The organism is Sphaerisporangium sp. NPDC049002, from assembly GCF_040649355.1.
Classification (GTDB): Bacteria; Actinomycetota; Actinomycetes; order Streptosporangiales; family Streptosporangiaceae; genus Sphaerisporangium.
The window spans coordinates 42281-66195 of record NZ_JBEZFH010000007.1 but is presented as its reverse complement, the minus strand read 5'-3'; the positions used below and the strand labels follow the sequence as shown (position 1 = coordinate 66195).

Here is a 23915-nt window from a genome sequence, read left to right as displayed (position 1 = left end):
AGTCCACCGAAATTCGGTCAGTGGGAACCGGCTGCGATCGTTTCTGGGAGCCCGGAGGAGGCGCCCGACGTCACGTCGGACCTGACCTGGTCGCTCCTCTCCCAGGACCCGGTCACGGCAGGGCGACGGCGGGCTCGTCAGCGGTGGGGCCCTGCCCGGCGGCCGCGGCGGGTGCGTGCGACGCGACCGGCAGGGTGATGATCATCGTGAGGCCTCCGCCGGGGGTCTCCTCGGGGACGAGGGCGCCGCCCATCGCCTCGGCCAGACCCCGGGAGAGCGCGAGGCCGAGGCCGACGCCGGTGTGGTTGTCACGGTCGCCCAGGCGCTGGAAGGGCATGAAGACGCGGTCGTGCGCCTCGGGAGGTATGCCGGGACCACGGTCGATGACGCGGATCTCGACCTGGCCTCCGTGCGAGCTGGCGGTGACGAGGACCTTCGCCTCGGCCTGGCTGTAGCGGACGGCGTTCGTCATCACGTTGACCAGGATCCGCTCCAGCAGCGCCGGGTCCGCGACGACCTCCGGGAGGTCGGCGGAGATGTCGCCCTCCACCCGGTCCGCGAGCGGCCCCAGGTCGTCGATGGAGCGGGGGACGACCTCCTCGACCGCGACCGGCCGCGGAGTGAGCCCCAGCACCCCCGCCTGGAGACGGCTCATGTCGAGGAGGTTGGCCACCAGCCGGTCCAGCTTGACCAGCGACTCATCAGCGGTGGCCAGCAGCTCGTGCCGGTCCTCCTCGCTCCACCGCACCTCGGTGCTCCGCAGGCTCTCCACGGCGGCCTTGGCCGAGGCCAGCGGCGTCCGCAGGTCGTGGCTGACCGCGGCGAGCAGGGCCGTGCGCATCTTGTCGGCCTCGGCGAGCGGCCTGGCCTGCTCGGCCTCCTCTCGCAACCGCTGCTGGCGCAGCGCGATGGCGGCCTCGGCGGCGAATGCCTCGAAGACCCGTCGGTCGGAGGCGTCCAGCAGCCGTCCCCGCACCGCCAGCACCAGTTCGTCGTCGATGGACACGTCGGAGTCGGCGGCGCCCGGGGCCGTACAGGGCTCGCCGCCTGAGGTGGCCACGATGCGCCAGGCCTCGGGCTCGGAGTGGTCGTCCGGGCTCGGCTCCGCCGCCCGTTCCAGCAGCGTCACCGAGGACAGGCCGAAGATCTCCCGCAGGCGCGCGAGCAGCGAGGGCAGCGCCGCGTCCCCGCGCAGCACGTGCCCCGCCAGGGTGGACAGCACCTCCGCGTCCGCGCCGGCGCGGGCCGCTTCGCGGGTCCTGCGGGCGGCGAGGTCCACCACGGCGCTCACCATGATGGCCACCAGCACGTAGACGCCGAGGGCGAGCAGGTTCTCGGGGTCGGCGATGGTGAACCGGCCGACGGGCGGGGTGAAGAAGTAGTTGAGCAGCAGCGAGCCGGCGACCGCGGCGGTGACGGCGGGCCACATCCCCCCGGCCAGGGCGACGCCCACCACCATCAGCAGGAAGATCAGGATCTCGCTGGGCAACGACAGCGCGTCCCTGAAGGGGAACAGCGCGGCGGTGAGGACGGGAAGCAGCAGCAGGGCCATCGCCCAGCCCGCGAACCGGCGCCTGCGCGTGAGCGCGGCGCGCGACCTGACCCGCCGGGCGCGCCCGCTCACCTCGGCATGGGTGATCATGTGAACGTCGATGGACCCGGAGAGCATCGTGGTCGTGACGCCCACGCCCCGGGAGAACAGCTGGGCGACCCTGCCGCGACGCGAGGCGCCGAGCACGAGCTGGGTGGCGTTCACCCCCCGCGCGAAGTCGAGCAGGGCGTGCGGCACGTCGTCCCCGACGACCTGGTGGTACGTGCCGCCGAGGCTCTCGACCAGCGTGCGCTGGCGCGTCAGGTTCGCGGGGTCGGTCCCGCTCAGGCCGTCCGAGCGGGTCACGTGGACGGCGAGCAGGTCGGCGCCCTTGGTCCTGGCCGCGATCCTGGCGGCGCGCCGCACCAGCGTGCCGCCCTCCGCGCCGCCGGTCAGCGCCACCACCACGCGCTCGCGGGCCTCCCACGTGCCCGCGATGCCGTGGTCGGCGCGATAGCGGTCGAGCTGCTCGTCGACCTTGCCCGCCACCCAGAGCAGGGCCAGCTCGCGCAGCGCGGTCAGGTTGCCGACCCGGAAGTAGTTCGAGAGGGCGGCGTCGACCTTCTCAGGCGGGTAGATGTTCCCGTGGGCCATCCGGCGGCGCAGCGCCTCCGGGGCCATGTCGACGACCTCCACCTGGTCGGCCCGGCGTACGACCTCGTCGGGGACGGTCTCCCGCTGCGGGACCCCGGTGATCTGGTGGACGACGTCGTTGAGCGACTCCAGGTGCTGGATGTTGACGGTGGAGACGACGTCGATCCCGGCGTCGAGGATCTCCTCGATGTCCTGCCAGCGCTTGGTGTTCTTCGAGCCCGGCACGTTGGTGTGCGCGAGCTCGTCGATCAGCGCCAGCCTCGGCCGTCGCGCGATGACGGCGTCGGTGTCGAGCTCGGTGAAGCTCGTCCCCCGGTAGACCATGGTCTTGCGGGGGACGAGTTCCAGGTCGTCCACCTGCGCGGCCGTACGGGGCCTGCCGTGGGTCTCGACGAACCCGACCACGACGTCGGTCCCGCGGGCCACGCGCCGGTGCCCCTCGCAGAGCATCGCGAAGGTCTTGCCGACCCCGGGAGCCGCCCCCAGATAGATCCTCAGCCGGCCGCGCGCCCCGCTCATCGCCCTATCCCCTGAGCCGATCGAGAGCCAGGTTCAGCCGCAGGACGTTCACCGCGGGCTCGCCCATGAACCCGAGGCTCCGGCCCGTGGTGTACTCGTCGATCAGGCTTCCCACCTGGGCCGGCGTGAGGCCGCGTTCCCTGGCGACCCGGTTGGCCTGCAGGTGGGCGTAGGCGACGGAGATGTCCGGGTCGAGGCCTGAGCCGCTGGCGGTGACCGCGTCGGGAGGCACGACGGCCTTCGCCGAGCCCCTGACCGCGACCGTACGGCCGGCCGCGTAGTCCTCGCCGGGCTTCCCGCACTCGACCTTCACGCCCCTGTACCGGGCGACGAAGGGCGCCGTGGGACACGCCTGGTTGACGCTGACGGCCCGGGCCGGCGTGCCGACGGCCGGGAAGACCTTCAGCACCGCGCCCACCCCGTCGGCCGTGCAGTACGGCCGCGCGCCGCTGACGCCCTCCAGGTCGCCGATGGCCTTGCTGCGGGCGCAGACCTGGGTGAGCAGGCTCCGCTTGCCGGTGTCGGGGGCGCCCTCCGCGTCCTTGGCCCCGGGCACCGCGAGGGTGTCCACGATGTCCTCGGGGCCGAGGTTGCTGGCGGCGGTGGACAGCATGTCGTACCCGTCGCCGGCCACCGAGGGGCGACTCTGGAAGTACTTCCTCACCGGGTCGCCTGAGGCGTCGGTGAAGCTCTGGCCGACGAGGGAGCTGCCCGTGTCCTTGCCGTCCTTCTGAACGAGCGAGCCGTTGGCGCTGTCGTTGAACACGGCCTGGGCGATGCCGGTGACCACGAGGGGATAGATCGCCCCGGTCACCAGGGTGAGCACGAGCAGCGCGCGCAGCGCGGCCAGGTGCTGGCGGATCCAGCTTGGCAGGCGTTCCATTTATGACATCCCCGGAAGGAAGTGGATGACGAGGTCGATGATCTTGATCCCGATGAACGGGACGACGATGCCGCCGAGACCGTAGACGTAGAGGTTGCGGTTGAGCAGCTTGGAGGCGCTCGAAGGGCGGTACCTGACGCCGCGCAGCGCCAGCGGGATCAGCGCGACAATGATGATGGCGTTGAAGATGACCGCCGACAGGATCGCCGACTGCGGGCTGGCCAGGCGCATGATGTTGAGCGCGTCGAGGCCGGGGTACACGGCGGCGAACATCGCCGGGATGATCGCGAAGTACTTGGCGATGTCGTTCGCGATGGAGAACGTCGTCAGCGCTCCCCGTGTGATCAGGAGTTGTTTGCCGATCTCGACGATCTCGATCAGCTTGGTGGGGTTGGAGTCGAGGTCGACCATGTTCCCGGCCTCCTTGGCGGCCGAGGTCCCGGTGTTCATCGCCACCCCGACGTCGGCCTGGGCGAGCGCGGGGGCGTCGTTCGTGCCGTCGCCGGTCATGGCGACCAGCCGCCCGCCTTGCTGTTCCTTGCGGATCAGGGTCAGCTTGTCCTCGGGGGTCGCCTCGGCCAGGAAGTCGTCGACCCCCGCCTCGGTCGCGATGGCCTTGGCCGTCAGCGGGTTGTCCCCGGTGATCATCACGGTACGGATGCCCATCTTGCGCATCTCGTCGAACCGCTCGCGCATGCCCTGCTTGACGACGTCCTTGAGGTGGATGACCCCCAGCACGCGGGCCTTCCCTTCGAGCACCTCGCCGACCACCAGCGGCGTGCCGCCCGAGGCGGAGATGCCGTCCACCAGGTCGCCGACCTCGTTGGTCGGGTGGCCACCGTGGTCGCGCACCCATTTCATGACCGCAGTGGCGGCCCCCTTGCGCACCTGGCGGCCGTCCACGTTCACGCCCGACATCCGGGTCTGGGCGGTGAACGGGATCCACTCGGCGTGGGCCAGTTCCCCCGGCTTGCGTTCCCGCAGGCCGTACGCCTGCTTCGCGTAGACCACGATGGAACGGCCCTCGGGGGTCTCGTCGGCGAGGCTCGCGAGCTGCGCGGCGGCGGCCAGGTCGTCCGGGGTGACGCCCGGCACCGCCGCGAACTCCGACGCCTGCCGGTTGCCGAGCGTGATGGTGCCGGTCTTGTCCAGCAGCAGGGTGCTGACGTCGCCCGCGGCCTCGACCGCGCGGCCGCTCATCGCGAGGACGTTGCGCTGGACGAGCCGGTCCATGCCCGCGATGCCGATGGCCGACAGCAGCGCGCCGATCGTCGTCGGGATGAGGCAGACCAGGAGCGACACCAGCACGATGCCGGTGACGCCGTTCCCGGTCAGGGCGAGCGAGTCCGGGAAGCCCGGGTTCACCGCCTTGGAGTAGATGGCCAGCGGCTGCATGGTCGCCGTGGCGACCAGGAAGATGATCGTCAGCGCGGCGAGCAGGATGTTGAGCGCGATCTCGTTGGGGGTCTTCTGGCGGTTGGCGCCCTCGACCAGGGCGATCATCCGGTCGATGAAGCTCTCGCCCGGCTTCTGCGTGATCTGTACGACGATGCGGTCCGACAGCACCTTGGTGCCGCCCGTGACCGCCGACCGGTCGCCGCCCGACTCGCGGATGACCGGTGCGGACTCACCCGTGATGGCGGACTCGTCCACGCTGGCGATCCCCTCGACCACGTCGCCGTCGCCCGGGATGATCTCTCCGGCCTCGACGATCACGAAGTCGCCCTGCCTGAGCTCGGGGGCTCCCACGGAGTCCCACGAGACGACGTTCTGGCCGGCCCGCCAGCCCGTGAGCCGGCGCGCCATCGTGTCGCGCTTGGCGGCGCGGAGGGTGGCGGCCTGCGCCTTGCCCCGGCCCTCGGCCACGGCCTCGGCGAGGTTGGCGAACACGACGGTCAGCCAGAGCCACACCACGATGGACCAGGCGAAGATCGAAGGGCTGGTGATCGCGAGAACGGTGGTGAAGCCCGCGCCGATCTCGACGATGAACATCACCGGGTTGCGCCACAGCGTCGCGGGGTTCAGCTTGCGCAGCGCGTCCGGCAGGGACGTGACGAGTTGCCTGGGGTCGAGCAGGCCGCCCCCCACCTTGCCGTTCTTGTCCGGCGCGGGTGTACGGCCCGGCGCATGGAGCACTGGGGTTGCCATTACGAGATTCCTTCTGCGAGCGGCCCGAGCGCCAGGGAGGGGAGGAAGGTCAGCGCGACGAGGATGATCGTCACACCGACGACCATGCCGACGAACTGCGGCCGGTACGTGGGCAGCGTGCCCGCCGACGCCGGCACGGGTGCCTGCCTGGCCAGCGAGCCCGCCAGGCCGAGGACGAAGACGATCGGCAGGAAGCGCCCGAACGCCATGCACAGGCCGAGCGCCGTGTCGTACCACGGGGTGTTCACGGTCAGTCCGGCGAAGGCCGATCCGTTGTTGTTGGAGGCGCTGGTGAAGGCGTAGAGCACCTCCGACAGGCCGTGTGGCCCGCCGTTCAGCATGCTCGCCCGTTGCGTCGGCGATCCCATGGCCAGGGCCGTGCCTATGAGCACGAGCACGGGTGTGGTCAGGAAGTACATCGACGCCAGCTTGATCTCTCGGGCGCCGATCTTCTTGCCGAGGTACTCGGGCGTGCGGCCGACCATGAGGCCGGCGACGAAGACGGTGATCACCGCGAGCACGAGCATGCCGTACAGGCCCGCACCCACACCGCCGGGCGCGACCTCCCCCAGCATCATGTTGGCCATCGTCACCATGCCGCCGAGGGCGGTGAACGAGTCGTGGAAGGAGTTGACCGCGCCGGTCGAGGTCAACGTCGTGGCCGCGGCGAAGGTGCCGGAGTTGGCGACGCCGAACCTGACGTCCTTGCCCTCCATCGCGGCGCCGACGGCCTGCGGGACCGTGCCGTTGTGCGCGAGCTCCAGCCCGGTGAGCAGGGCCACGCTGGAGAAGGCCAGGATGCCCATGACCGCGACGATCGCGTAGCCCTGCCGCCGGTCGCCTACCATCCGGCCGAACGTGCGGGGCAGCGCGAACGGCAGCACCAGGATCGCGAAGATCTCGATCCAGTTCGTCCAGCTACTGGCGTTCTCGAAGGGATGGGCGGAGTTGGTGTTGTAGAAGCCGCCGCCGTTGTTGCCCAGCTCCTTGATGATCTCCTGGCTGGCGACGGGGCCGCCGGTGATGCCCTGGGTGCCCCCGGCGAGCCTCGCGACCTCGTGGACGCCCGAGAAGTTCTGGATCAGACCGCCCGCCACCAGGACGATCGCGCCGACGAAGGCGATCGGCAGCAGGATGCGCACCGTGCCGCGGACCAGGTCGACCCAGAAGTTGCCGAGGTTCTCGGTCTGCTTGCGGGCGAACCCGCGGACCAGCGCCATCGCGACGGCCATCCCGACGGCGGCAGACACGAAGTTCTGCACGGCCAGGCCGGACATCTGCACCAGGTGGCCCATCGTGGACTCGCCCGAGTACGCCTGCCAGTTGGTGTTGGTGACGAAGCTGACGGCGGTGTTCCACGCGATGTGGTCGGGGACCGCGGTGAAGCCGAGGCTCAGGAAGAGCTTGTCCTGCAGACGCTGGAAGGCGTAGAGGAACAGGATGGAGACGGCCGAGAAGGCCAGCACGCTGCGGGCGTACACGCTCCACCGCTGCTCGGCGTCCGGCTGGACGCCGACGAGCCGGTAGATCACCCGCTCCGGCGCCAGGTGCCTCGCGCTGCTGTAGACGCGGTACATGTAGTCGCCCAGCGGACGGTGCGTCAGCACCAGGGCGAGGACGAGGGATCCGATGAACAGGATCCCCGCTGTGGCGGTCGACATCAGAAGCGCTCCGGGAACAGCAGGGCCGCGACCATGAAGATCACCAGGCCGGCGGTGACCACCAGCCCGGCGGCGTTGGCAGCGCTCACAGGCGCTCCACCGCCTTGACGACGAACCCGATGACCACGAATATCGCGATCGTCAGGGCAACGAAGATGACGTCAGCCATCCCCACTCCTCAAATCCGGACGAACATGCTTCCGACCGCCCAGGTCGGGCGGTCTCCATAGTCAGCAAATCGCGTGATTTGAGGCTGTTGGTGGGTCTTGACGGCTTCCATACGCCGCAAAGGTGAATCTTGACGCGATCCCTACGCCGGGTGCCTCACGCGCCTCACGGCATGCCCGTATGCGCGTCAAGCACGGGCCACGTTCCCGCCCCCTGTGGAGATAGGGGACCAAGGAGGCCCCAAGGATCCCTGATCTCAGGTCTTCTTGCGCAGCGCGGACGGTCTGTGCACGGCGGTCCCGCCGCTCTTGTCGCTGCGGACCAGGTACTGGGCTCGCCGGCCGAGACGTCCAAGCGCCGTCACGGCTCCCGCTCGCCGTCCGGCGTGGAATCCGGCGCGGGGTCGTGGCCGACCGGGGCCTCCTCATCCGTCCGGGGCGACCCGCGCCCGACGAGGAGGACCGCCGCTCCGACGATCACGAGCAGGCCGAGGCCCGCCCAGACCCATACGGGCACGCCCGCCTGTGGCTCCGGGTCGGCGGGCGCCGATGCCGGGGCGGTGCTCCCCCCGGCCGGCGCTCCCGTCGGTGCGGCCGTCCCCGCCTGCGAGCCTTGGACGGTGAACGGGATCTCTCCCTCCACGGGGTGCCCGTCGGAGGAGACGACGCGCCAGGCGATGACGTAACCGCCGGGCGGGAGCGGGCCTGCGACGCTCTCGAAGACCTTCGGGCCGTCGGTACGCGGAGGACCGGACTCGAAGCGCCGCCCGGCGGCGTCGTGCAGGACGACCACCGGGAAGCTCACGTGGGCGCTGAACTCCAGCTCGATCTGGTCGAGCCGCGAGACGGTCGCGTCCTTGGCCGGTGAGCTGCTCTTGAGGCTGTCGTGCGCAAGAGCGGGCTGGGCGCCGAGGCCGAGAACCACACCGGCCAGGAAGAGCGCCAGCAGCGCTCGGATGACGGGGAATCTCACTGACGAACTCCAAGGTGACCCGGAGGCGCGGCCGGCAAGCCATATTGGCGTGCAGGACGCTCAGAATCGTCTCACACATGGGATGAGCCCGGTCGGCGGGCCGTCCGGCTGGACCCGGTCGGATGAGCCCGGTCGGATGAGCCCGGTCGGATGAGCCCGGTCGGCGGGCCGTCCGGGATGGGCGTGGTCTGGGCGGGGCCCTTAGGATCCGTGGCGTGAGGATCCGCAGCGGTCGCGCCGAGGACGTCCCGGCGGTTCTGGCGATGTACGACAGCGCGGTGGCGTGGCTGGCCGCCGAGGGCCGCACCGGACAGTGGGGCGGCGAGCCGTTCTCGTCCGACCCCGCCCGCGTCGAGCTGGTCACCGCCCACGCCGCCTCCGGTGGCATGCGCATCGCCGAGGTGGAAGGCCGGCCCGCCGGATGCGCGGTGCTCGGGGCGCCGATTTCCTACATCGCCCCGGCCTCCGAGCCCGAGCTGTACGTGCAGGCGCTCGTGATCGACCAGGCGTTCGCCGGGCACGCGGTGGGCGCCGCCCTGCTCCGGCGCGCCAGGCAGGAGGCCGTCGAGCTCGGCGTGTCGCTGCTGCGGGTCGACTGTTACGCCGGTGGTGACGGCCGCCTGGTCAAGTACTACGAGGGCCAGGGATTCACCAGGTCCGAGACGTTCATGGTCGGCGACTGGCCGGGCCAGCTGCTGGAGATGCCTCTGAACGCCGGGAGCCGTTCGGGGGACGCCCGCGAGGCACCCCGCCTCCTCTGACCGCGCGGGAGGCGTCGCACCACCGGTGACCCGCGCGGGAAGCTGAAAGTTTCAGCGGATTCACCGGCCCGAAGCGGCCCGCTGACGGCCCGCCCGTTCCGGGACGGCCGCGTCTTCCGATGTCGCGAGCGCCTCCCTGGCTCGCGCCGCGCCGCTCACGCCGTACGGCCCGCCCACGCGGCCGGCACGCGCTGTACATGTCCGTCGAATCCGCAGACGATGGGCGCGCTCCCGCAACCGACGATCTCCCCGGCGCTCGCCGTGCGACTTAACCGGTTAATGAACCCCAAAAAGAAAGGTGACCCATGAGAAAGCGACTACGGATGGCGGAGGCGGCGGTCCTCTCACTGCTCGCCCTCGTGCTCTCGACGCTCGTCGCGGTGCAGCCCGCGCAGGCGGCGGTGGGGCTCCGCGTGAACGGCACGAAGATCGTCGAGGCCGCCGGCAGCACCTTCGTCATGCGCGGCGCGAGCCACCCGCACGCCTGGTACCCCACCCAGACGACGTCCTCCCTGGCCGGCATCAAGTCCCTCGGCGCCAACACGGTGCGCGTGGTGCTGAGCGGCGGGCGATGGACGGCCAACAGCGCCAGTGACGTGGCCAACGTGGTCGCGCAGTGCAAGGCGAACCGGTTGATCTGCGTGCTGGAGAACCACGACACCACCGGATACGGCGAGCAGAGCGGCGCGGTCACTCTGGACGCGGCGGTCAACTACTGGATCAGCGTCCAGAGCGCGCTGACCGGCCAGGAGAACTACGTCGTCATCAACATCGGCAACGAGCCGGTCGGCAACAACAGCGTCACCCCAAACTGGACGCAGGCCACCACCAGCGCGATCACCCGCATGCGCAACGCCGGGTTCCAGCACCTGCTCATGGTCGACGCGCCCAACTGGGGACAGGACTGGGCCTTCACCATGCGGGACACCGCGGCGAGCGTGTTCAACGCCGACCCGCAGCGCAACACCGTGTTCTCCATCCACATGTACGGCGTCTTCGACACGGCGGCGGAGATCAACAGCTACCTGGACAGCTTCCAGACGGCCGGGCTGCCGCTGGTCATCGGCGAGTTCGGGTTCAACCACTCCGACGGCAACCCGGACGAGGACACGATCATGGCCCAGGCGCAGGCGCGCGGGGTCGGCTATATCGGCTGGTCGTGGAGCGGCAACAGCAGTGACGTCGCCTATCTCGACATGGTGAACAACTTCAACACGAGCAGCCTCACGTCATGGGGCACGCGGATCTTCAACGGCGCGAACGGCATCGCGTCGACGTCCAAGCAGGCGGCCATCTACACCGGCGGCACCACGGACACGACGCCGCCCACCACCCCGGGCACCCCGGCGGCGTCCGCGATCACCTCCACCGGCGCCACCCTGTCGTGGACCGCCTCCACCGACGCGGGCGGGTCCGGCCTGGCCGGGTACAACGTCTACCGCGAGCAGGGCGCCACCGACCCGCAGCTCGGCCAGTCCACCACCAACTCGATCACCCTGACCGGCTTGTCCCCCAGCACGCAGTACCAGGTGTACGTGCGCGCCCGCGACGGCGCGGGGAACCTCTCCGGCAACTCCGGCCTGGTCACCTTCACCACGACCAGCGGCGGGGGCGGGGGCACCACGGGGTGCGGGGTCGCCGCCACCACCCAGAGCCAGTGGGACAACGGCTACGTCATCCAGCCGGTGACCGTCACCAACACCGGCACCGCCGCCATCACCGGCTGGACGGTGACCTTCACCCTCCCGGCCGGCCACACGGTCACGGGATCCTGGAACGCGACCTTCACGATCAGCGGGCAGAAGGTGACCGCGCGGAACGCCGGCCACAACGGGTCGCTGGCGCCCAGCGCGTCCACGTCCTTCGGCTTCCAGGCGAGCCGCCCGAACGGCAACACCCAGGTGCCGTCGGCCTACACCTGCACCGCTCCCTGACGTAAGGGCGCACGAGGGGGTACGAGGGGGTACGGCCCGCGCGGCCGTACCCCCCGTCATCTCCGCGTCTTTGCTGGGTCATGTCGGTAGATGTCCGTGCCATGCATTTCGACGGGGAAAGTCTTCAGTGCCCGACGCTCCAGCCGGGCGGTGCCATCACTGGGGGATATATGCCGACTATCGCAGATTTGTCCAAACTGCTCGACAAAGAATACGAGGACAAGAGCCTCACGGAACTTGTCAAGGCCCCTGTGTCCGCGCTGGCCGGGGTGAGCGAGGGCGACGCGAAGCTCCTCAAGGAGGCCTTCCGGATCAACACGGTCGGCGACATGGGGCGCAACAAGTTCTTCCGTACCGCCACCGCGCTGGTCGACCTGGCCGACAGCACCAAGTAACCACCGAGCGGGCCGGCAGCCATCGGCTGCCGGCCTTCTGGCACGTCAGGAGCTTCTCTTCCGGGGTCCGGCCTGGCCGGCCATCATCTCGAAGCCGTACACCGTGACCAGGCCGTAGATCAGGTGGGGGATCAGGTCGGACAGCCAGCCCACCGTGCCCCAGGTGCGCGGGTCGGTCAGGCCCAGGGCCGTCATCGGCACATTGGCCGCCACCGTCGCCGCGAGCCCGACGCCGACGCCCGCCACCGGGACGGACACGTCGTGGACGCGGATGCGAAGCGCCCCGTAGGCCGCGCCCAGCCCCACTCCCGTCCCGAGCCCGAGCAGGGCGCCGATCCCCTCCTTGCGGCTCTCGGCCCGGTGCCCCTCCCCGAGATACAGCCCGGCAGTCTCCGCGAGCTTTCCCGCGGTCTGAGCGGGCAGGCCGCTGGACGGCCGGCCGCGTACCGCCTGGTCAAGGTAGGTCACCACGTAGAGAGCCGCCGTACCCGCCGCTCCCGCCAGAGCGCCGGCCACGATGTAGCGGCAGAAGGCCGATCTCCCCATGCGCGCCACCTTTCACGTTCCTATCCCTACACCGCTTCCGCGGCCTCCCCGACTCCTTGGAGCGCGCGGGAGACGTGCTGTTCGGCGAGGAAGTGGCCGACCCCGATGACCACCGCGATGGGCCACTCGATGATCTCCAAGGCCGTGAGCAGGCCAAGCGCCGCGTAGAAGGCGAGCCGGTTCGGCGGCGGCATGGTCACCCTGCCGACCAGCGGCAGGGTGACCGACGGCTTGCTCGCCTCGGCTTGGGCGATCACGGTACGTGCCGACGGGGTGGACCGCCGCGTGCTCTCCGCCCGAGCTCCGGTGGCGGCGGGCTTCCGCGCCTTCTCGGCCTTGCCCTCGGAGGCGGACGGCCGCTTGCCGGCCTTGCTCGCGGCGGTGGACGGCCGCTTGCCGGCTTTGCCCTCGGCGGTGGACGGCCGCTTGCCGGCTTTGCCCTCGGCGGTGGACGGCCGCTTGCCGGCTTTGCTCGCGGTGGCGGACGGCCGCGAGGCGGCGGTCCGCCGCGTTTCGCCCGCCGAGCCGTTCGACGCGGCCGGACGCCGGGCCTTCACCGTCTGACCTGATGATCTGCCATCCGGGACAGTGGTCGTGTTCTGCGCCATAGCGCCCTCCGTGAGTCAGGAACGTATGGCCCATCCCCTGCCCTTCGTGCCCGGTAACGCCGCTTGGCGGGGACTTTGCCTGCGGCCCGCACCCCGATACCTGGAGAGCCATCGCGCTTGGCAGCCATGAAACCGCCTAAACGATCATTTGGCGTTTTTTCACGAAATACCGTTACATGAGGCGGCACCCCTTCACGAATTGGTCAACTCCGGCTACGTTCATGCGTCAGCGGCAATTCGGGGACTCATCCATTGGATCTGAAGGAGAAGCTGAATGCGCTTCACCCTCCGCAAGGGGGCGGGCATCGCCACCGCGACAGCCGCCCTGATACTCCCCCTGGTCACGGCCCTACCGGTCGGCGCCGACCCCGACCTCACCCAGCTGGCCCGCACGGTCACCGCGCCAGGGGTCAAGCAGCACCTCCGGCAGCTCCAGCAGATCGCGGACGCCAACGGCGGCACGCGGGCGGCGGGGACGCCGGGCTTCAGCGCCTCGCGTGACTACGTCGCCGGCCAGCTCAGGAAGGCCGGCTACAAGGTGACGATCCAGCCGTTCGAGTTCCCGTACTTCCAGGAGCACTCCACCGCGCTGTTGCAGCAGATCTCCCCCGAACCGAAGATCTACGCCCCGACCCCGGCCGACGGAAGCACGGTCGGCGAGTTCGCCACCATGACCTACTCCGGCTCCGGCGACGTCACGGCGCCCGTCCAGAACGTCGACCTGACCCTGCCGCCGGCCCCGGCGCCGGGCTCCACCTCGGGGTGCGAGGCGAGCGACTTCGCCGGCTTCACGCCGGGGAACATCGCCCTCCTCCAGCGCGGCACCTGCACCTTCCAGGTGAAGGCGGAGAACGCGCAGACAGCGGGCGCGGCCGGGGTGATCCTCTTCAACGAGGGGCAGCCGGGCCGCACCGACACGCTGCAGGGCAGCCTCGGGGAACCCACCGTCACGATCCCGGTGGTCGGCACCAGCTTCGCCGTCGGACAGGAGCTGTCCAGCCCGGCCGGCACGGTCGTACGGCTGAGGACCGACACCACCAGCGAGCTGCGTGTCACCCAGAACGTCATCGCCGATTCCAGGTGGGGCGACGCGAGCAAGGTCGTCCAGCTGGGCGCCCACCTGGACAGCGTCCCGGCCGGGCCCGGCATCAACGACAACGGCTCGGGCACCGCGGCGATCCTGGAGGTGGCGACGAAGCTCGCCAAGATCCCCACCAGGAACAAGCTGCGCTACTCCTTCTGGAGCGCCGAGGAGCTCGGCCTGCTCGGCTCTGAGCACTACGTCGGCAGCCTGTCGGCCGACGAGCGGGCGAAGACCAAGCTGTACCTCAACTTCGACATGGTGGCCTCGCCGAACTACGCGATCAAGATCTACGACGGCGACGACTCCGACGCCACGGGAGCGCCTGCCGGGCCGCCCGGATCCGACGAGATCGAGAAGCTCTTCGAGAAGTACTTCGACACCCTCCGCCAGGGCCATGCGGGCACCGACTTCGACGGCCGCTCCGACTACGGCCCGTTCATCGACGCGGGGATCCCCTCCGGTGGCGTGTTCACCGGCGCCGAGGGCATCAAGACCCCCGCGGAGCAGGCGCTCTTCGGCGGCACCGCCGGGAAGGCCTACGACTCCTGCTACCACCAGGCGTGCGACACGATCGCCAACATCAACGACAAGGCGCTCGCCCTGAACACCGGGGCCATCGCGACGGCGGCCGTGGTCTACGGGTTCAGCCGTGACCTGCCCGGTCCTGACACCCGCGCGACGGTCGCGGCGCGCGTCGCGGCACCGCCGTCCGGTGCCGACGCTCACGGACGTCCGGCCCTCTGATCCGTCCGAGGGTGGTCATGCGCGCCGTACGGGCGCATGACCACCCTTCCGCGGCGACGCGGGCCCGCGCTCGCTGGGGTCACCCCTGGCTCCGCCACCACGTGCGCGCGTCCCCCGGCGGCATGACGTACCGTCCTGTCATGTGCCGGAGTATCAAGACCCTTCGTGAGCCCTACACCAGCGACGTCACCGATGACGACGTACGGGCCGCCGCGCTGCAGTACGTTCGCAAGATCTCGGGTTTTCGGTCCCCGTCCGCGCGTAACGCGGAGGCCTTCGAACGGGCCGTGGACGTCATCGCCGTGGCGACCCAGGACCTTCTCGACGAGCTCCAGCTGAAGCACGTCGTCCGCCGGCGATCAGAGATATGACCCGACCTCAGCCCGCCTTAATTTCCCACCTAATCACGATATTTCGCTTTTTTGGGTAATTCGGGGTTTTACGAGCGCGACCGAAAGCGGGAAAGTCGAAGACCTATATCGAATCGGTCCCAGTTGGGCCATCCCAGAGTAAGGTTCGATTCATGAGGCCTTCAGAGACCTCCCGGCTCGAATCGCGCTCGGGCAGGCTCGGTCCGGCTTTCAGGCGCTGAGAGCGTCCAGTTCGTTCGTGCTGTGAGGTCGTCGAGGTGCTTACTCGCGTAGGCGGGGACTGGTCTAAATTATCCCCTTTTATGGTCGTCGATGATTTTTGTGGTGAGCGGACGGGAGGCACCCTGTGACGAGCGAACCCGGTCGTATATCCACCGTCACGGCCGCGGAGCGCCTATGAGTGCGGTCAACCGCGGAGCGCGGCGGCTCATAGGGTCGCTGCCCTTCGCCTCGCTGGGCATCGTGGCCGTAGTCGACCTCATGACCGGCCCCGACCTCGGCTACCTCTCCCTGCTGGCCGTCGGCCCGGCGTTCGCCAGCCTGGTGGGCGGTGTGCGCCGCACCGTGGTGATCGGCGTCGTCGCGCTGGTGCTGTCGTTGCTGCTGGCCCTGTACAACCACATCCTCGGAGACAGGCAGAGCAACATGAGCCTGGTCTCGATCGTCGGGGTCACGGCGGCGAGCATCCTCGCCACCGTCGGGCGGCAGCGGCGCGAGCGCGAGCTGGCCACCGTGCGGTCCGTGGCCGAGGTGGCGCAGCGGGTGCTGCTGCGGCCGGTTCCCCGGCGTGCGGGCCACCTGCGCGCGGCCGTGTCCTACACCTCGGCGAACGCGGAGGCGCGCATCGGCGGCGACCTGTACGAGGTCGTCACCGGCCCCACCGGGGTCCGCGCGATCGTCGGAGACGTGCAGGGCAAGGGCCTGGAGGCGGTCGAGACTGCGGCGCTGGTCCTCGGCGCGTTCCGCGAGGCGGCCCACGACGAGCCCGACCTGCGCGCCGTCAGCGGACGGCTTGAGAAGGCCCTCAACCGGCGGCTGTCTGGCGAGGAGTTCGTCACGGCGATCCTCCTCGACGCCGATCCCGGCGGGAAGCTCACGCTGCTGAACTACGGCCATCCCCCGCCGCTGATCCTCCATGCCGACGGCAAGATCACGCTCGCGGAGCCGGCGGACACGGCGCCGCCGCTCGGCCTTGCCGTGCTGGAGGTCGAGGGGCCCAACCCGCACCAGGTCGCTTTCGGCCCCGGCGACCAGATCCTGCTGTACACCGACGGGGTGATCGAGGCGCGTGACCGCTCGGGCCGGTTCTACCCGCTCACCGACCGTGCCTTCCTGCTGAAGGACGACGACCCCGAGGCGGCCCTCGAAGCGCTCCGGCTCGATCTGGTCGCCCACGTCGACGCGCCGCTGCACGACGACGCGGCCATGCTGTTGCTCCGGTGCCGTGAAGACTGAAGCCTGACGCGATCGCCCCGAGGCGGGAAGCGGATCCCCACCATGCCCGGCCTACGGCGCGGGTGAAGTCAGGCTCCCGGACCGTGCAGGGCCTGGCCCGGGTGGTCCTGCTGGGTGTCGCCCGGCTGCTCGGCGTCCTGCTGGGTGTCGCCCGGCTGCTCGGCGTCCTGCTGGGTGTCGCCGGGCTGCTCGGCGTCCCGCTGGATGTCCTGGCGTGAGGTGGTGGTGCGCAGGACCGCCTGCTGGAGGGCTCGGGTCAGGTCGGCGGTGGTGACCATGCCCACGACGTGCCCCGCCTCCGCGACCACGGCCATCAGCTCGCCGGTGACGGCCGTCGGCTCCAGGATGCGGGCGGCGTCGTCGTCGGGGGAGAGCAGGTGGCCGGGGGGCAGCGGCCGCGCCACCGTCGCGATCCGCCTGTCCTGCCGCTGGTCGGGCGGGATCGCCGTGAGGGCCTCCAGGGAGATGGTCCCCGCCGAATGCCCGCCGAAGTCCACGACGGGGAACACGGTCTGATGGGAGCGCACCGCCACGCCCGTGATGAAGTCATCGATGTCCTGCCAGGCCGGGGCCACATCGGGCGAGGTGGTCATCACGTCGCGCACCCGCCAGCCCTTGAGCCCTTCGTGAGCGGCCCGCACCAGGCCCTCGCTCCGGGCGGCGCCGACCAGGAACCAGCCGATCAGCATCAGCCACAGCCCCCCGGTCGACGCCAGCAGGATGAGCTCCATGCCGCCGAGCGCGATCAGTGACATGCCGAGCACCTGCCCGGCCTTGGCCGCCGAACGGTCGGCGCGCACCCGGTCGCCGTGCATGTGCCACAGGGCCGCGTGCAGCACGCGTCCCCCGTCAAGAGGGGAGCCGGGAAGCATGTTGAAGACGGCCAGCACGGCGTTCATCAGGGCGAGCCACCGTACGGCGGCGACGACCAGCTCGGGACCGTGGAGGAACAGGACCGCCAGGTAGAAGACGCCCGACAGGGCCAAGCTCACCAGCGGGCCCACGACCGACACCTGGAACTCGTCCTTCGGCGTCTTGGTCTCCCCCGCGAACTCGGTCACGCCGCCGAGCAGCCACAGCGTTATCGACTTGACCGGCACGCCCCTTCGGCGGGCGACGAGCGCGTGAGCGAGCTCGTGCGCCAGGAGCGAGCCGAGGAACAGGACCGAAGCGGCGGCGGCGATCATCCAGTACCGGGCCGGAGGCTGGTCCCTGACCGCCTGCGGCAGCACCGTGGTCGCCAGCACCCCCCCGATCAGGACGACGATCATCACCGTGGACCAGTGGGCTCCCACGGGGATGCCCGCCACATGGCCGAGACGCAGGCTCTGTTTCATGCGCCCGCGCTCCCCTGGCCGCCGGGCGCCGAGGGGGAGTGCCGTGATCGCACGACGGCGACCGGGCAGTACGAATGGTGGAGCACTCCATGGCTGACCGAACCGAGTACGGCCGAGCCGATGGCGCCCCTTCCCCGCGAGCCGACCACCACGAGGTCGGCCATCGACGACGCCTCGGACAGGGCCTCGACAGGGTGAGTGCGAACCGTCGCGTCGTTCACCTCCACCTGCGGATACTTGTCACGCCACGGGGCAAGCTGCTCCTTCGCCGCGAGCTTGCCCATGTCGTAGACCCTTTCGAGGTCAGGGGTGTAACTGGCGAACATCGGGAGATAGACGGACATCTGCCATGCGTAGACGGCGCGCAGCCGGGCTCCCCGCAGGTAGGCCTCCTCGAAGGCGTACTCCAGCGCGCCCTCCGACTCCGGCGACCCGTCGTGACCCACGGCGACCTCCCCGTGGACGGTCTCCTGCGGGTGACCGGCGACGACGACCGGACACTCGGTGTGGCCGGCCACGCCGATCGAGACCGAGCCGAGCACCAGCCCCATGAACCCGCCCAGGCCCCGGGTGCCGACCACCAGCTCGTGGGCGTCGCGCGCCTCGTTCAGCAGTTCCGTGCGCACCTTGCCCGTGCGCGACGCCGACTCGACCAGAAGCCCGGGGACCCGCTCGTGGGCCGCCTTGGTGGCCTCGGCGAGCACGCCCCTCGACTGCCGTGACAGGGAGTCCTTGAACCCGGGCGGCGTGCCCAGCGACTGGTCGAAGATCCACGGCTCGGTGACGTGGACGACGCGCAGTTCACGGTCACGACGTACGGCGTCGTCCGCGGCCCACCGGACGGCGTCCAGCGCGCCCTGTGAGCCGTCGACGCCCACGACAACGTGTCCGTTCATGGTGCTCCTCGTCACGGCTGCCTCGGGCGCCGCCACCGGTCGTGAGCGGAGGTCCATGCCTTGTCCCAGTCGTCGTAGCGACGGCGGTCGAGCATCCACCGGACGAGCGCGAGGTTCAGGAACAGCAGGCCCGCCGCCCCGGTCTCGACGCCGAACCCGGCCACCACCGCGTCGGCGACCGTCTGGGAGTGCGTCCGCGGGGGCGCCGTCGGACGTCCTGACGAGTCGATCCACATCTCCAGCGCGGACCCCGCCTTGGCGTGCGCGGGCACGGTCACCACGTCCGTACGCACCCGGCCGTCGGGCGTGTACCACCGCGCCTTGGCCTTGATGCCGAGGACGGCCCCCTGGGAGGAGACCGCGCTCGTACTGGCCGCGTCCTCCAGCAGTACGGCCGTGACCGCCTTGCGCTGGCCGGGCTCGACACGCTCGGCCACGACACCCCGGCCGTAGACGGCGCGGGCGGCGAGGACAGCGGGCCACACACAGACCAACAGGGCCAGCAGGGTGAGAAGCACCACGACGGTTTCGATCCGGTCAGAGCGCCGACGCAGCGGGTTGCGGTCGAACCGGTACCGGCGAACACACCTTGTCGTCCACCTGGCCAAGGATCGCATGGTGAACCTCCCTGTCAGGGAATCTTCATCCAGAGTCGGGTACGCCCGATGCCACCCGACAGGGTCTTACGACGCCTCCCCGCGGGACGTTCGGCCCTGCCCGCCACCTGCGCCTTCACACGCATCGTGACCACACATGACTAACGTACGACGATGTCGGCCCGTGCGGTATCCCGGCCCGTCGAGACCGGAGGCTTCCGGCCCGCCAGGAGCACCCCTGTAAACCCCGAGTCAAGAAACGGCGCCTCCGCCCGCGTGAGCGGCAAGCACGCGGAAACGGCGAAACAACCTTTGCCCGGCCGGCGGGCTCGACGGAGCCTGCGTGGTGATCGTTCTGGCTTCGCGGCCCAGCAGGGTCTGGGACGCGTGTGCCTCATGGGAAGATTACGAATCTTCGGGAATACTGTGAAGTTTCCGGACAGGCCACTGTCGGAACTGCTAAGAATTTGCGCGGCCAGGATTCTGAGCAGAGAGGTTCGGCATGGACCGCGACGGCACCCCGAGACCCTTCGAAGAGGACCCTCTGAAGCAGACCGGTCCTTTGGGCATCGCGTGGACCAGCGAACCGGAGCGCGCCGACGGCGACGTGCTGTCCGACGGATGGACCCCCGGCCACGAACCCTCTCACCCCCACCAGAGCGACGACTCGCGGGAGCTCGACCGGCCAGACCACGAGCGGGCCCAGGGCTACGACCGTTCCGAGGGCTACGACCGTCCCGAGAGGTTCGAAGGACCCGACGACTACGAGCGACCCGATGGATACGCGCGGCCGGACGACGCGGGCTTCGACCCTGACGGGGAGCACGACCCGGACGCGGAAGAGCGCCGCGGCTTCCTCGGATCCGGCTGGACCGGCGAGGACCTGGAAGAGGAAGAGAAGAGCAGCCAGAACAAGCGGCTCGTCCTCGCCATGATCGCGATCGTCGTGCTCGCGGTCGCGGGCGGCTGGATCGTGTCGTCCTCGGTGGGCTCGAAGCCCGAGGCCGCGTGCTCGTCCGCCGCCGGCTGCTCCCCGGCCGGTCAGCTGGACCCCGAGCTGACCGACGACCCGGCGGCCGACCCCAGCGCCGCCCCGTCGGCCGATCCGGCCGTCACCCCGGAGAAGACGACGGCGGAGCCCAGCCAGACGCCCACCCCGACACCGACGACCTCCCGGGCACAGACCCCCCAGGAGCCCACGTCCCGCCCCTCGCCGACGCGCACGCGGACCCACTCCGCCCAGCCGACGCCGAGGGCCAGCACCCGGACACAGCAGCCGGAAGACCCGCGTATCCAGGACGACGAGCCGACCACGGAGCCCAGCCCGTCGCCGACGCCCCCGCCGACCACCGAGGCGCCCCAGCCCGCCCCGAGCCCCACCCAGACCAAGAACGGCGGCCTCCTCGACTGGCTCTTTTGACGACCGGCCCCTCTCTGCGGCGCCGCACGAGCCCGTACGGGCGCGTCATCGGGCCGCGCGGTCGTGGCGGGCGCGGCGGATCAGGTGGCGGGCTATGGCCAGGACGATGAGGGCGAGCACGGCGAACAGCACGTAGGTCTCGTAGCGGACCACATCTTCGTAGATCTTGTTGATGTTGGTGCCCGCCAGGTAGCCCAGGGTCGTCCACAACCCGACCCACAGGAACGCGCCGAGGACGTTGAAGGTGAGGAAGCGGCGCCACTCGACCCCGGTGGTGCCGGCGACGATGCCGTTGAATTGGCGGAAGCCGTCGATGAAGCGGGCGACGGTGATGATCGGGGCGCCGTGGCGGCGGAAGAACGCCTCGGCCGCCTGGAACCGCCGCTCGGGGAGGAAGACGTAGCGCCCGTAGCGGTGGATCAGCGCACGACCACCGCTGCGGCCGATGAGGTAGCCGAGGTTGTCGCCCACGACGGCGGCGACCAGGGCGACGACGGCGACGCCCACGACGTTGAGCCGCCCCGCCCCCGCGTAGACGGACGCGGCGATCAGGATGGTCTCACCCGGCACGGGGATCCCGAAGTCCTCAAGGAAGACCAGCGCGCCGACGACCAGGTAACCGTACCGGTCGAGCAGCGGGGCCAGATGGGCCAGAGGACCCGGAAGCGGTGGCGGCGCCATGTGATCACTCTACGTGCTGACGCGACCACCCACCGGACGCCTGTACGGAGGTGTCCTTGGACGACATCCGCCGCCGGGCGCCGCGCCGCCAGATCACCATGAGCGCCAGCAGCGCCACGATGGTGAGGGCCGACAGGCCGATCCCCAGCGCGGCGCCGGACCGCTGGTCGGCGGCTCGGCCGGGAGCCCACGGGATGGCCAGGATGTCGTACCAGCCCTGCCCCTGGGTCGGCCCGGCCAGGAACACCAGGGCCATCCACGCCTGCACGGCGAGCGCGCCCATCAGCATGCGCGTACGTACGGCCGAGCTGATGGCCCTGGGCAGCGGATCGAGGCCCAGGGCCACGCAGAAGAACCACGTCCCGGTCACCACCACGACGACCTCGGCGACGAGGCGCACCGCGAGGCTCGACTGGGCGGGCTCGAACAGCCCGGTGACGTAGAGGAGCAGATAGGGCACGGCGTAGGCGGCCATCGCGGCCAGGGGCTGGGTCAGCCTGAGCGCCGTGGCGTCGCCGCCCGCCTGCCCGAGGAGGGGCAGGGCCTCCCGCGAAGGCGTCAGTGGAGCACCGAGGGCGAGCAGGGCCGGGCCGACGGTGCCCAGGAGCGCGTACTGGAACGCGTGCATGGAGAACATCGCCGGTCCGTACGCGGACACGCCTCCGGCCGCGGCGTACAGCAGGACGAGGAGGCCCGCCATCGCGGCGACCGTACGGCCGGCCGGCCAGGACTCGCCGCGCCGGGCGAGCCGCCGCACGCCGACGAGGTACGCCACCGCGAGGCCCACCACGGCGAGGATCAGCAGGGGGTCGGGCCGCGTCTCGGTCACAAGGCGCCAGGGGCTGAACGGGGGCAGGGAGTAGCCGAGCAGTTCGTGCTGGTCGTGGGCCCCGCTCCCGCGCGGAGGCGGGGTGCGCGACAGGCCCACCGCCAGCGCGATCGTACAGGCCATCACGCCGACCTCACCGGCCGCGAGCCGCAGGAAGGGCCGGGAACCGGACGGGCCCGGGGTCTCCATGGCCGCGATCGTGGTGCGGCGGTGCCGCAGGCCGAACCATCCCAGCACCACGAGCGCGATCAGCTTGCCGAGAACCAGCAGTCCGTAGCGCGACTCCCAGAGCTGGGCCGGCGAGCCGAGGCGGATCCAGGCGTTGACCAGGCCCGAGACACCGACGGCGACGAAACAGCAGAGCGCGAGGGCGCTGAACCTCCGTACGGCCGGGGCGAGGGTGTCCGACCGGCGCAGGTAGGCGACGACCCCGAACAGGCCGCCCACCCAGACGGCCACCCCGGCGATGTGCAGCATCAGGCTGGAGACGGCGATGTTGTGATCCGCGGCCGAGGCGGAGTGGCCGACGTACGCGGGGGGCAGCACAGCGAAGATCGCGACGGCGAGCAGCAGGCCACGGCCCCACAGGCCGAGCGGCAGCGTGGAGGCCCCCGCGATCACCAGAGCCAGCAGCGTCACCAGCAGGAACGCCTGTCCCTGGGGGACCTCCATGCTGAAGGTGAGCAGGAAACCCGACTGCAGCGCCTCCCCGACCGGAAGTCCCAGCAGGTCCGAGAGGGTGAGGATCTGCGTGGCCGCCGCGCTGGCGGCCCACGCGAGCGCCCAGTGCCCGGCGACGCGGGTGATCTCCCGCCTGGAGGCCGCGTCGCCCGCCAGCGCCACGGCCGACAGCAGGGTTCCCACCGTCGCGACCGCGCAGACGTCGTGGACGACCCTGACGACGGGGAGTCCCAGGGTGGTGAGGACGCCTGGAGAGGGCAGGCCGGGGATCTCCTCCCTCGGCCAGCCGCCGCCGAACCACATCGCCAGCACGAGCACGGCGAGCGCCGCGACGCCGACGAGCACGAACACGGCCGAGCGCAACCGGGGAGAGGTCATTCTCCTGCTTCCTCGTTTCGGGACCACACGATGTTCCAGGACCGCACAAAGCACAGTTGATCGCCTGTGATCGAGTATCTCCGCATTCAACGGCAGGGGCGAGAGCCTTTCGGAAGCGGAATCACCTTTCCCACGAGAACACCCCTGACCCCCCTGAAACAGGCCATTCCAGCGGCGCGTGCGCCGGCGGTCCCAACGCGCCGCAAGCCCGCCCCCACCTGGCCTTTTGTACGACCATGGCAGATCTTGATGCACCGGAGAGGTCCGGATCGCGTTTACCGACCCCCGCACCGGACAGGGGCAATATCGGACAGACCTACTGCCGAAGGGGGACAGATCATGGGCGCCGACGACAAGATCTCGAACAAGGCCGAAGAGCTCAAGGGCAAGGTCAAGAAGGGTGTGGGCGACGTCACGGGCGACGACGAGCTGCGCGCCGAGGGAGAGGCCGACGAGGCCAAGGGCCATGTGAAGCAGGCCGGCGAGCGGGTGAAGGACGCCGCCAAGAACGTCAAGAACGCCTTCAAGCACTGACGCCCGCCGAGCGCCGACGCCGCCCGAAGGCCCGCCTGCCGAACACCTGCGGGGCCGAGGTGGCGCCGGACCGGCCAGAAGACGACCGCGACAGCGGCGGAGCCCCCGGATGCCACAGGGCCTCCGCCG

21 protein-coding genes are annotated in these 23915 nt (G+C 70.5%); 8 read left to right on the top strand and 13 right to left on the bottom strand.

Going from position 1 to position 23915, the window contains the following annotated elements:
• Positions 1-112: 112 nt before the first annotated feature.
• The 6 genes from AB0B89_RS03185 to AB0B89_RS03160 form a co-directional block, all read right to left on the bottom strand.
• Positions 113-2704 (bottom strand): DUF4118 domain-containing protein, encoded by a 2592-nt coding sequence (locus AB0B89_RS03185; protein ID WP_358547327.1) that lies wholly within the window; start codon positions 2702-2704, stop codon positions 113-115.
• Positions 2705-2708: 4 nt separating this feature from the next.
• Positions 2709-3587 (bottom strand): potassium-transporting ATPase subunit C, encoded by an 879-nt coding sequence (locus AB0B89_RS03180; RefSeq protein WP_358547325.1) that lies wholly within the window; start codon positions 3585-3587, stop codon positions 2709-2711.
• Positions 3588-5735, bottom strand: coding sequence for a potassium-transporting ATPase subunit KdpB (gene kdpB, locus AB0B89_RS03175; protein WP_358547323.1), 2148 nt, complete (start codon positions 5733-5735; stop codon positions 3588-3590). It lies immediately after the preceding gene.
• Positions 5735-7396 (bottom strand): potassium-transporting ATPase subunit KdpA, encoded by a 1662-nt coding sequence (kdpA, locus tag AB0B89_RS03170; RefSeq protein WP_358547321.1) that lies wholly within the window; start codon positions 7394-7396, stop codon positions 5735-5737. Before kdpA ends, kdpB begins: the two co-directional genes overlap by 1 nt.
• The gene (gene kdpF / locus AB0B89_RS03165; protein ID WP_358547319.1) at positions 7396-7485 is read right to left on the bottom strand and encodes a K(+)-transporting ATPase subunit F; all 90 of its coding nucleotides are present in this window, start codon (positions 7483-7485) and stop codon (positions 7396-7398) included. Before kdpF ends, kdpA begins: the two co-directional genes overlap by 1 nt.
• 439 nt (positions 7486-7924) lie before the next feature.
• A complete protein-coding gene (locus AB0B89_RS03160) occupies positions 7925-8536 on the bottom strand; it encodes a copper resistance protein CopC (RefSeq protein WP_358547316.1) in 612 nt (203 codons plus the stop codon).
• A 215-nt stretch (positions 8537-8751) separates the two neighbouring features.
• On the opposite strand from AB0B89_RS03160, the gene AB0B89_RS03155 reads away from it, so the two are divergent.
• From AB0B89_RS03155 to AB0B89_RS03145, 3 genes are all read left to right on the top strand, one after another.
• Entirely contained in the window at positions 8752-9297 is a 546-nt protein-coding gene (locus tag AB0B89_RS03155) for a GNAT family N-acetyltransferase (RefSeq protein ID WP_358547313.1), read from the top strand.
• 305 nt (positions 9298-9602) lie between these two features.
• A complete protein-coding gene (locus AB0B89_RS03150) occupies positions 9603-11231 on the top strand; it encodes a cellulase family glycosylhydrolase (RefSeq protein WP_358547310.1) in 1629 nt (542 codons plus the stop codon).
• A 170-nt stretch (positions 11232-11401) separates the two neighbouring features.
• The gene (locus tag AB0B89_RS03145; RefSeq protein WP_358547307.1) at positions 11402-11626 is read left to right on the top strand and encodes a hypothetical protein; all 225 of its coding nucleotides are present in this window, start codon (positions 11402-11404) and stop codon (positions 11624-11626) included.
• Between the two features lie 45 nt (positions 11627-11671).
• On the opposite strand, the gene AB0B89_RS03140 is transcribed toward AB0B89_RS03145, so the two are convergent.
• On the bottom strand, positions 11672-12172 hold the full coding sequence (locus AB0B89_RS03140; protein ID WP_358547304.1) for a hypothetical protein: 501 nt from the start codon (positions 12170-12172) through the stop codon (positions 11672-11674).
• Between the two features lie 26 nt (positions 12173-12198).
• Positions 12199-12780, bottom strand: coding sequence for a hypothetical protein (locus AB0B89_RS03135; RefSeq protein ID WP_358547301.1), 582 nt, complete (start codon positions 12778-12780; stop codon positions 12199-12201).
• 274 nt (positions 12781-13054) lie between these two features.
• On the opposite strand from AB0B89_RS03135, the gene AB0B89_RS03130 reads away from it, so the two are divergent.
• From AB0B89_RS03130 to AB0B89_RS03120, 3 genes are all read left to right on the top strand, one after another.
• Positions 13055-14608 (top strand): M28 family metallopeptidase, encoded by a 1554-nt coding sequence (locus AB0B89_RS03130; protein ID WP_358547298.1) that lies wholly within the window; start codon positions 13055-13057, stop codon positions 14606-14608.
• Between the two features lie 140 nt (positions 14609-14748).
• Positions 14749-14979, top strand: a complete 231-nt coding sequence (locus AB0B89_RS03125; protein ID WP_358547295.1) for a DUF2277 domain-containing protein — start codon at positions 14749-14751, stop codon at positions 14977-14979.
• A 396-nt stretch (positions 14980-15375) separates the two neighbouring features.
• Entirely contained in the window at positions 15376-16434 is a 1059-nt protein-coding gene (locus AB0B89_RS03120) for a PP2C family protein-serine/threonine phosphatase (protein WP_358547292.1), read from the top strand.
• A gap of 68 nt (positions 16435-16502) precedes the next feature.
• Here the strand turns inward: AB0B89_RS03120 and AB0B89_RS03115 are convergent, their stop codons facing one another.
• From AB0B89_RS03115 to AB0B89_RS03105, 3 genes are read right to left on the bottom strand one after another with little or no spacing between them, the layout of a single operon-like run.
• Positions 16503-17771, bottom strand: coding sequence for a site-2 protease family protein (locus AB0B89_RS03115; RefSeq protein WP_358547289.1), 1269 nt, complete (start codon positions 17769-17771; stop codon positions 16503-16505).
• Positions 17768-18667: a universal stress protein gene (locus AB0B89_RS03110; protein ID WP_358547286.1), complete on the bottom strand. Its 900-nt coding sequence runs from the start codon at positions 18665-18667 to the stop codon at positions 17768-17770. Before AB0B89_RS03110 ends, AB0B89_RS03115 begins: the two co-directional genes overlap by 4 nt.
• Before the next feature lie 11 nt (positions 18668-18678).
• The gene (locus AB0B89_RS03105) at positions 18679-19188 is read right to left on the bottom strand and encodes a hypothetical protein (RefSeq protein ID WP_358547283.1); all 510 of its coding nucleotides are present in this window, start codon (positions 19186-19188) and stop codon (positions 18679-18681) included.
• A gap of 577 nt (positions 19189-19765) precedes the next feature.
• On the opposite strand from AB0B89_RS03105, the gene AB0B89_RS03100 reads away from it, so the two are divergent.
• Positions 19766-20683 (top strand): hypothetical protein, encoded by a 918-nt coding sequence (locus AB0B89_RS03100; RefSeq protein WP_358547280.1) that lies wholly within the window; start codon positions 19766-19768, stop codon positions 20681-20683.
• A gap of 45 nt (positions 20684-20728) precedes the next feature.
• Here AB0B89_RS03100 and AB0B89_RS03095 read toward each other — a convergent pair whose 3' ends face one another.
• Together AB0B89_RS03095 and AB0B89_RS03090 are read right to left on the bottom strand one after the other, a co-directional pair.
• Positions 20729-21364, bottom strand: a complete 636-nt coding sequence (locus AB0B89_RS03095) for a DedA family protein (RefSeq protein WP_358547277.1) — start codon at positions 21362-21364, stop codon at positions 20729-20731.
• A gap of 4 nt (positions 21365-21368) precedes the next feature.
• Entirely contained in the window at positions 21369-23252 is a 1884-nt protein-coding gene (locus AB0B89_RS03090; RefSeq protein ID WP_358547274.1) for a cytochrome c oxidase assembly protein, read from the bottom strand.
• Between the two features lie 339 nt (positions 23253-23591).
• Here AB0B89_RS03090 and AB0B89_RS03085 point away from each other — a divergent pair, with 339 nt between their 5' ends.
• Positions 23592-23786, top strand: coding sequence for a CsbD family protein (locus AB0B89_RS03085; RefSeq protein WP_358547271.1), 195 nt, complete (start codon positions 23592-23594; stop codon positions 23784-23786).
• Positions 23787-23915: the final 129 nt, after the last annotated feature.

Excerpts from the sequence above, each read along its gene's own strand:
- AB0B89_RS03185 (WP_358547327.1), bottom strand. The coding sequence starts at position 2,704 with ATGAGCGGGGCGCGCGGCCGGCTGAGGATCTATCTGGGGGCGGCTCCC.
- AB0B89_RS03180 (WP_358547325.1), bottom strand. The coding sequence starts at position 3,587 with ATGGAACGCCTGCCAAGCTGGATCCGCCAGCACCTGGCCGCGCTGCGC.
- kdpB (WP_358547323.1), bottom strand. The coding sequence starts at position 5,735 with ATGGCAACCCCAGTGCTCCATGCGCCGGGCCGTACACCCGCGCCGGAC.
- kdpA (WP_358547321.1), bottom strand. The coding sequence starts at position 7,396 with ATGTCGACCGCCACAGCGGGGATCCTGTTCATCGGATCCCTCGTCCTC.
- AB0B89_RS03150 (WP_358547310.1), top strand. The coding sequence starts at position 9,603 with ATGAGAAAGCGACTACGGATGGCGGAGGCGGCGGTCCTCTCACTGCTC.
- AB0B89_RS03145 (WP_358547307.1), top strand. The coding sequence starts at position 11,402 with ATGCCGACTATCGCAGATTTGTCCAAACTGCTCGACAAAGAATACGAG.
- AB0B89_RS03140 (WP_358547304.1), bottom strand. The coding sequence starts at position 12,172 with ATGGGGAGATCGGCCTTCTGCCGCTACATCGTGGCCGGCGCTCTGGCG.
- AB0B89_RS03135 (WP_358547301.1), bottom strand. The coding sequence starts at position 12,780 with ATGGCGCAGAACACGACCACTGTCCCGGATGGCAGATCATCAGGTCAG.
- AB0B89_RS03130 (WP_358547298.1), top strand. The coding sequence starts at position 13,055 with ATGCGCTTCACCCTCCGCAAGGGGGCGGGCATCGCCACCGCGACAGCC.
- AB0B89_RS03125 (WP_358547295.1), top strand. The coding sequence starts at position 14,749 with ATGTGCCGGAGTATCAAGACCCTTCGTGAGCCCTACACCAGCGACGTC.
- AB0B89_RS03120 (WP_358547292.1), top strand. The coding sequence starts at position 15,376 with ATGAGTGCGGTCAACCGCGGAGCGCGGCGGCTCATAGGGTCGCTGCCC.
- AB0B89_RS03115 (WP_358547289.1), bottom strand. The coding sequence starts at position 17,771 with ATGAAACAGAGCCTGCGTCTCGGCCATGTGGCGGGCATCCCCGTGGGA.
- AB0B89_RS03110 (WP_358547286.1), bottom strand. The coding sequence starts at position 18,667 with ATGAACGGACACGTTGTCGTGGGCGTCGACGGCTCACAGGGCGCGCTG.
- AB0B89_RS03100 (WP_358547280.1), top strand. The coding sequence starts at position 19,766 with ATGGACCGCGACGGCACCCCGAGACCCTTCGAAGAGGACCCTCTGAAG.
- AB0B89_RS03095 (WP_358547277.1), bottom strand. The coding sequence starts at position 21,364 with ATGGCGCCGCCACCGCTTCCGGGTCCTCTGGCCCATCTGGCCCCGCTG.
- AB0B89_RS03090 (WP_358547274.1), bottom strand. The coding sequence starts at position 23,252 with ATGACCTCTCCCCGGTTGCGCTCGGCCGTGTTCGTGCTCGTCGGCGTC.
- AB0B89_RS03085 (WP_358547271.1), top strand. The coding sequence starts at position 23,592 with ATGGGCGCCGACGACAAGATCTCGAACAAGGCCGAAGAGCTCAAGGGC.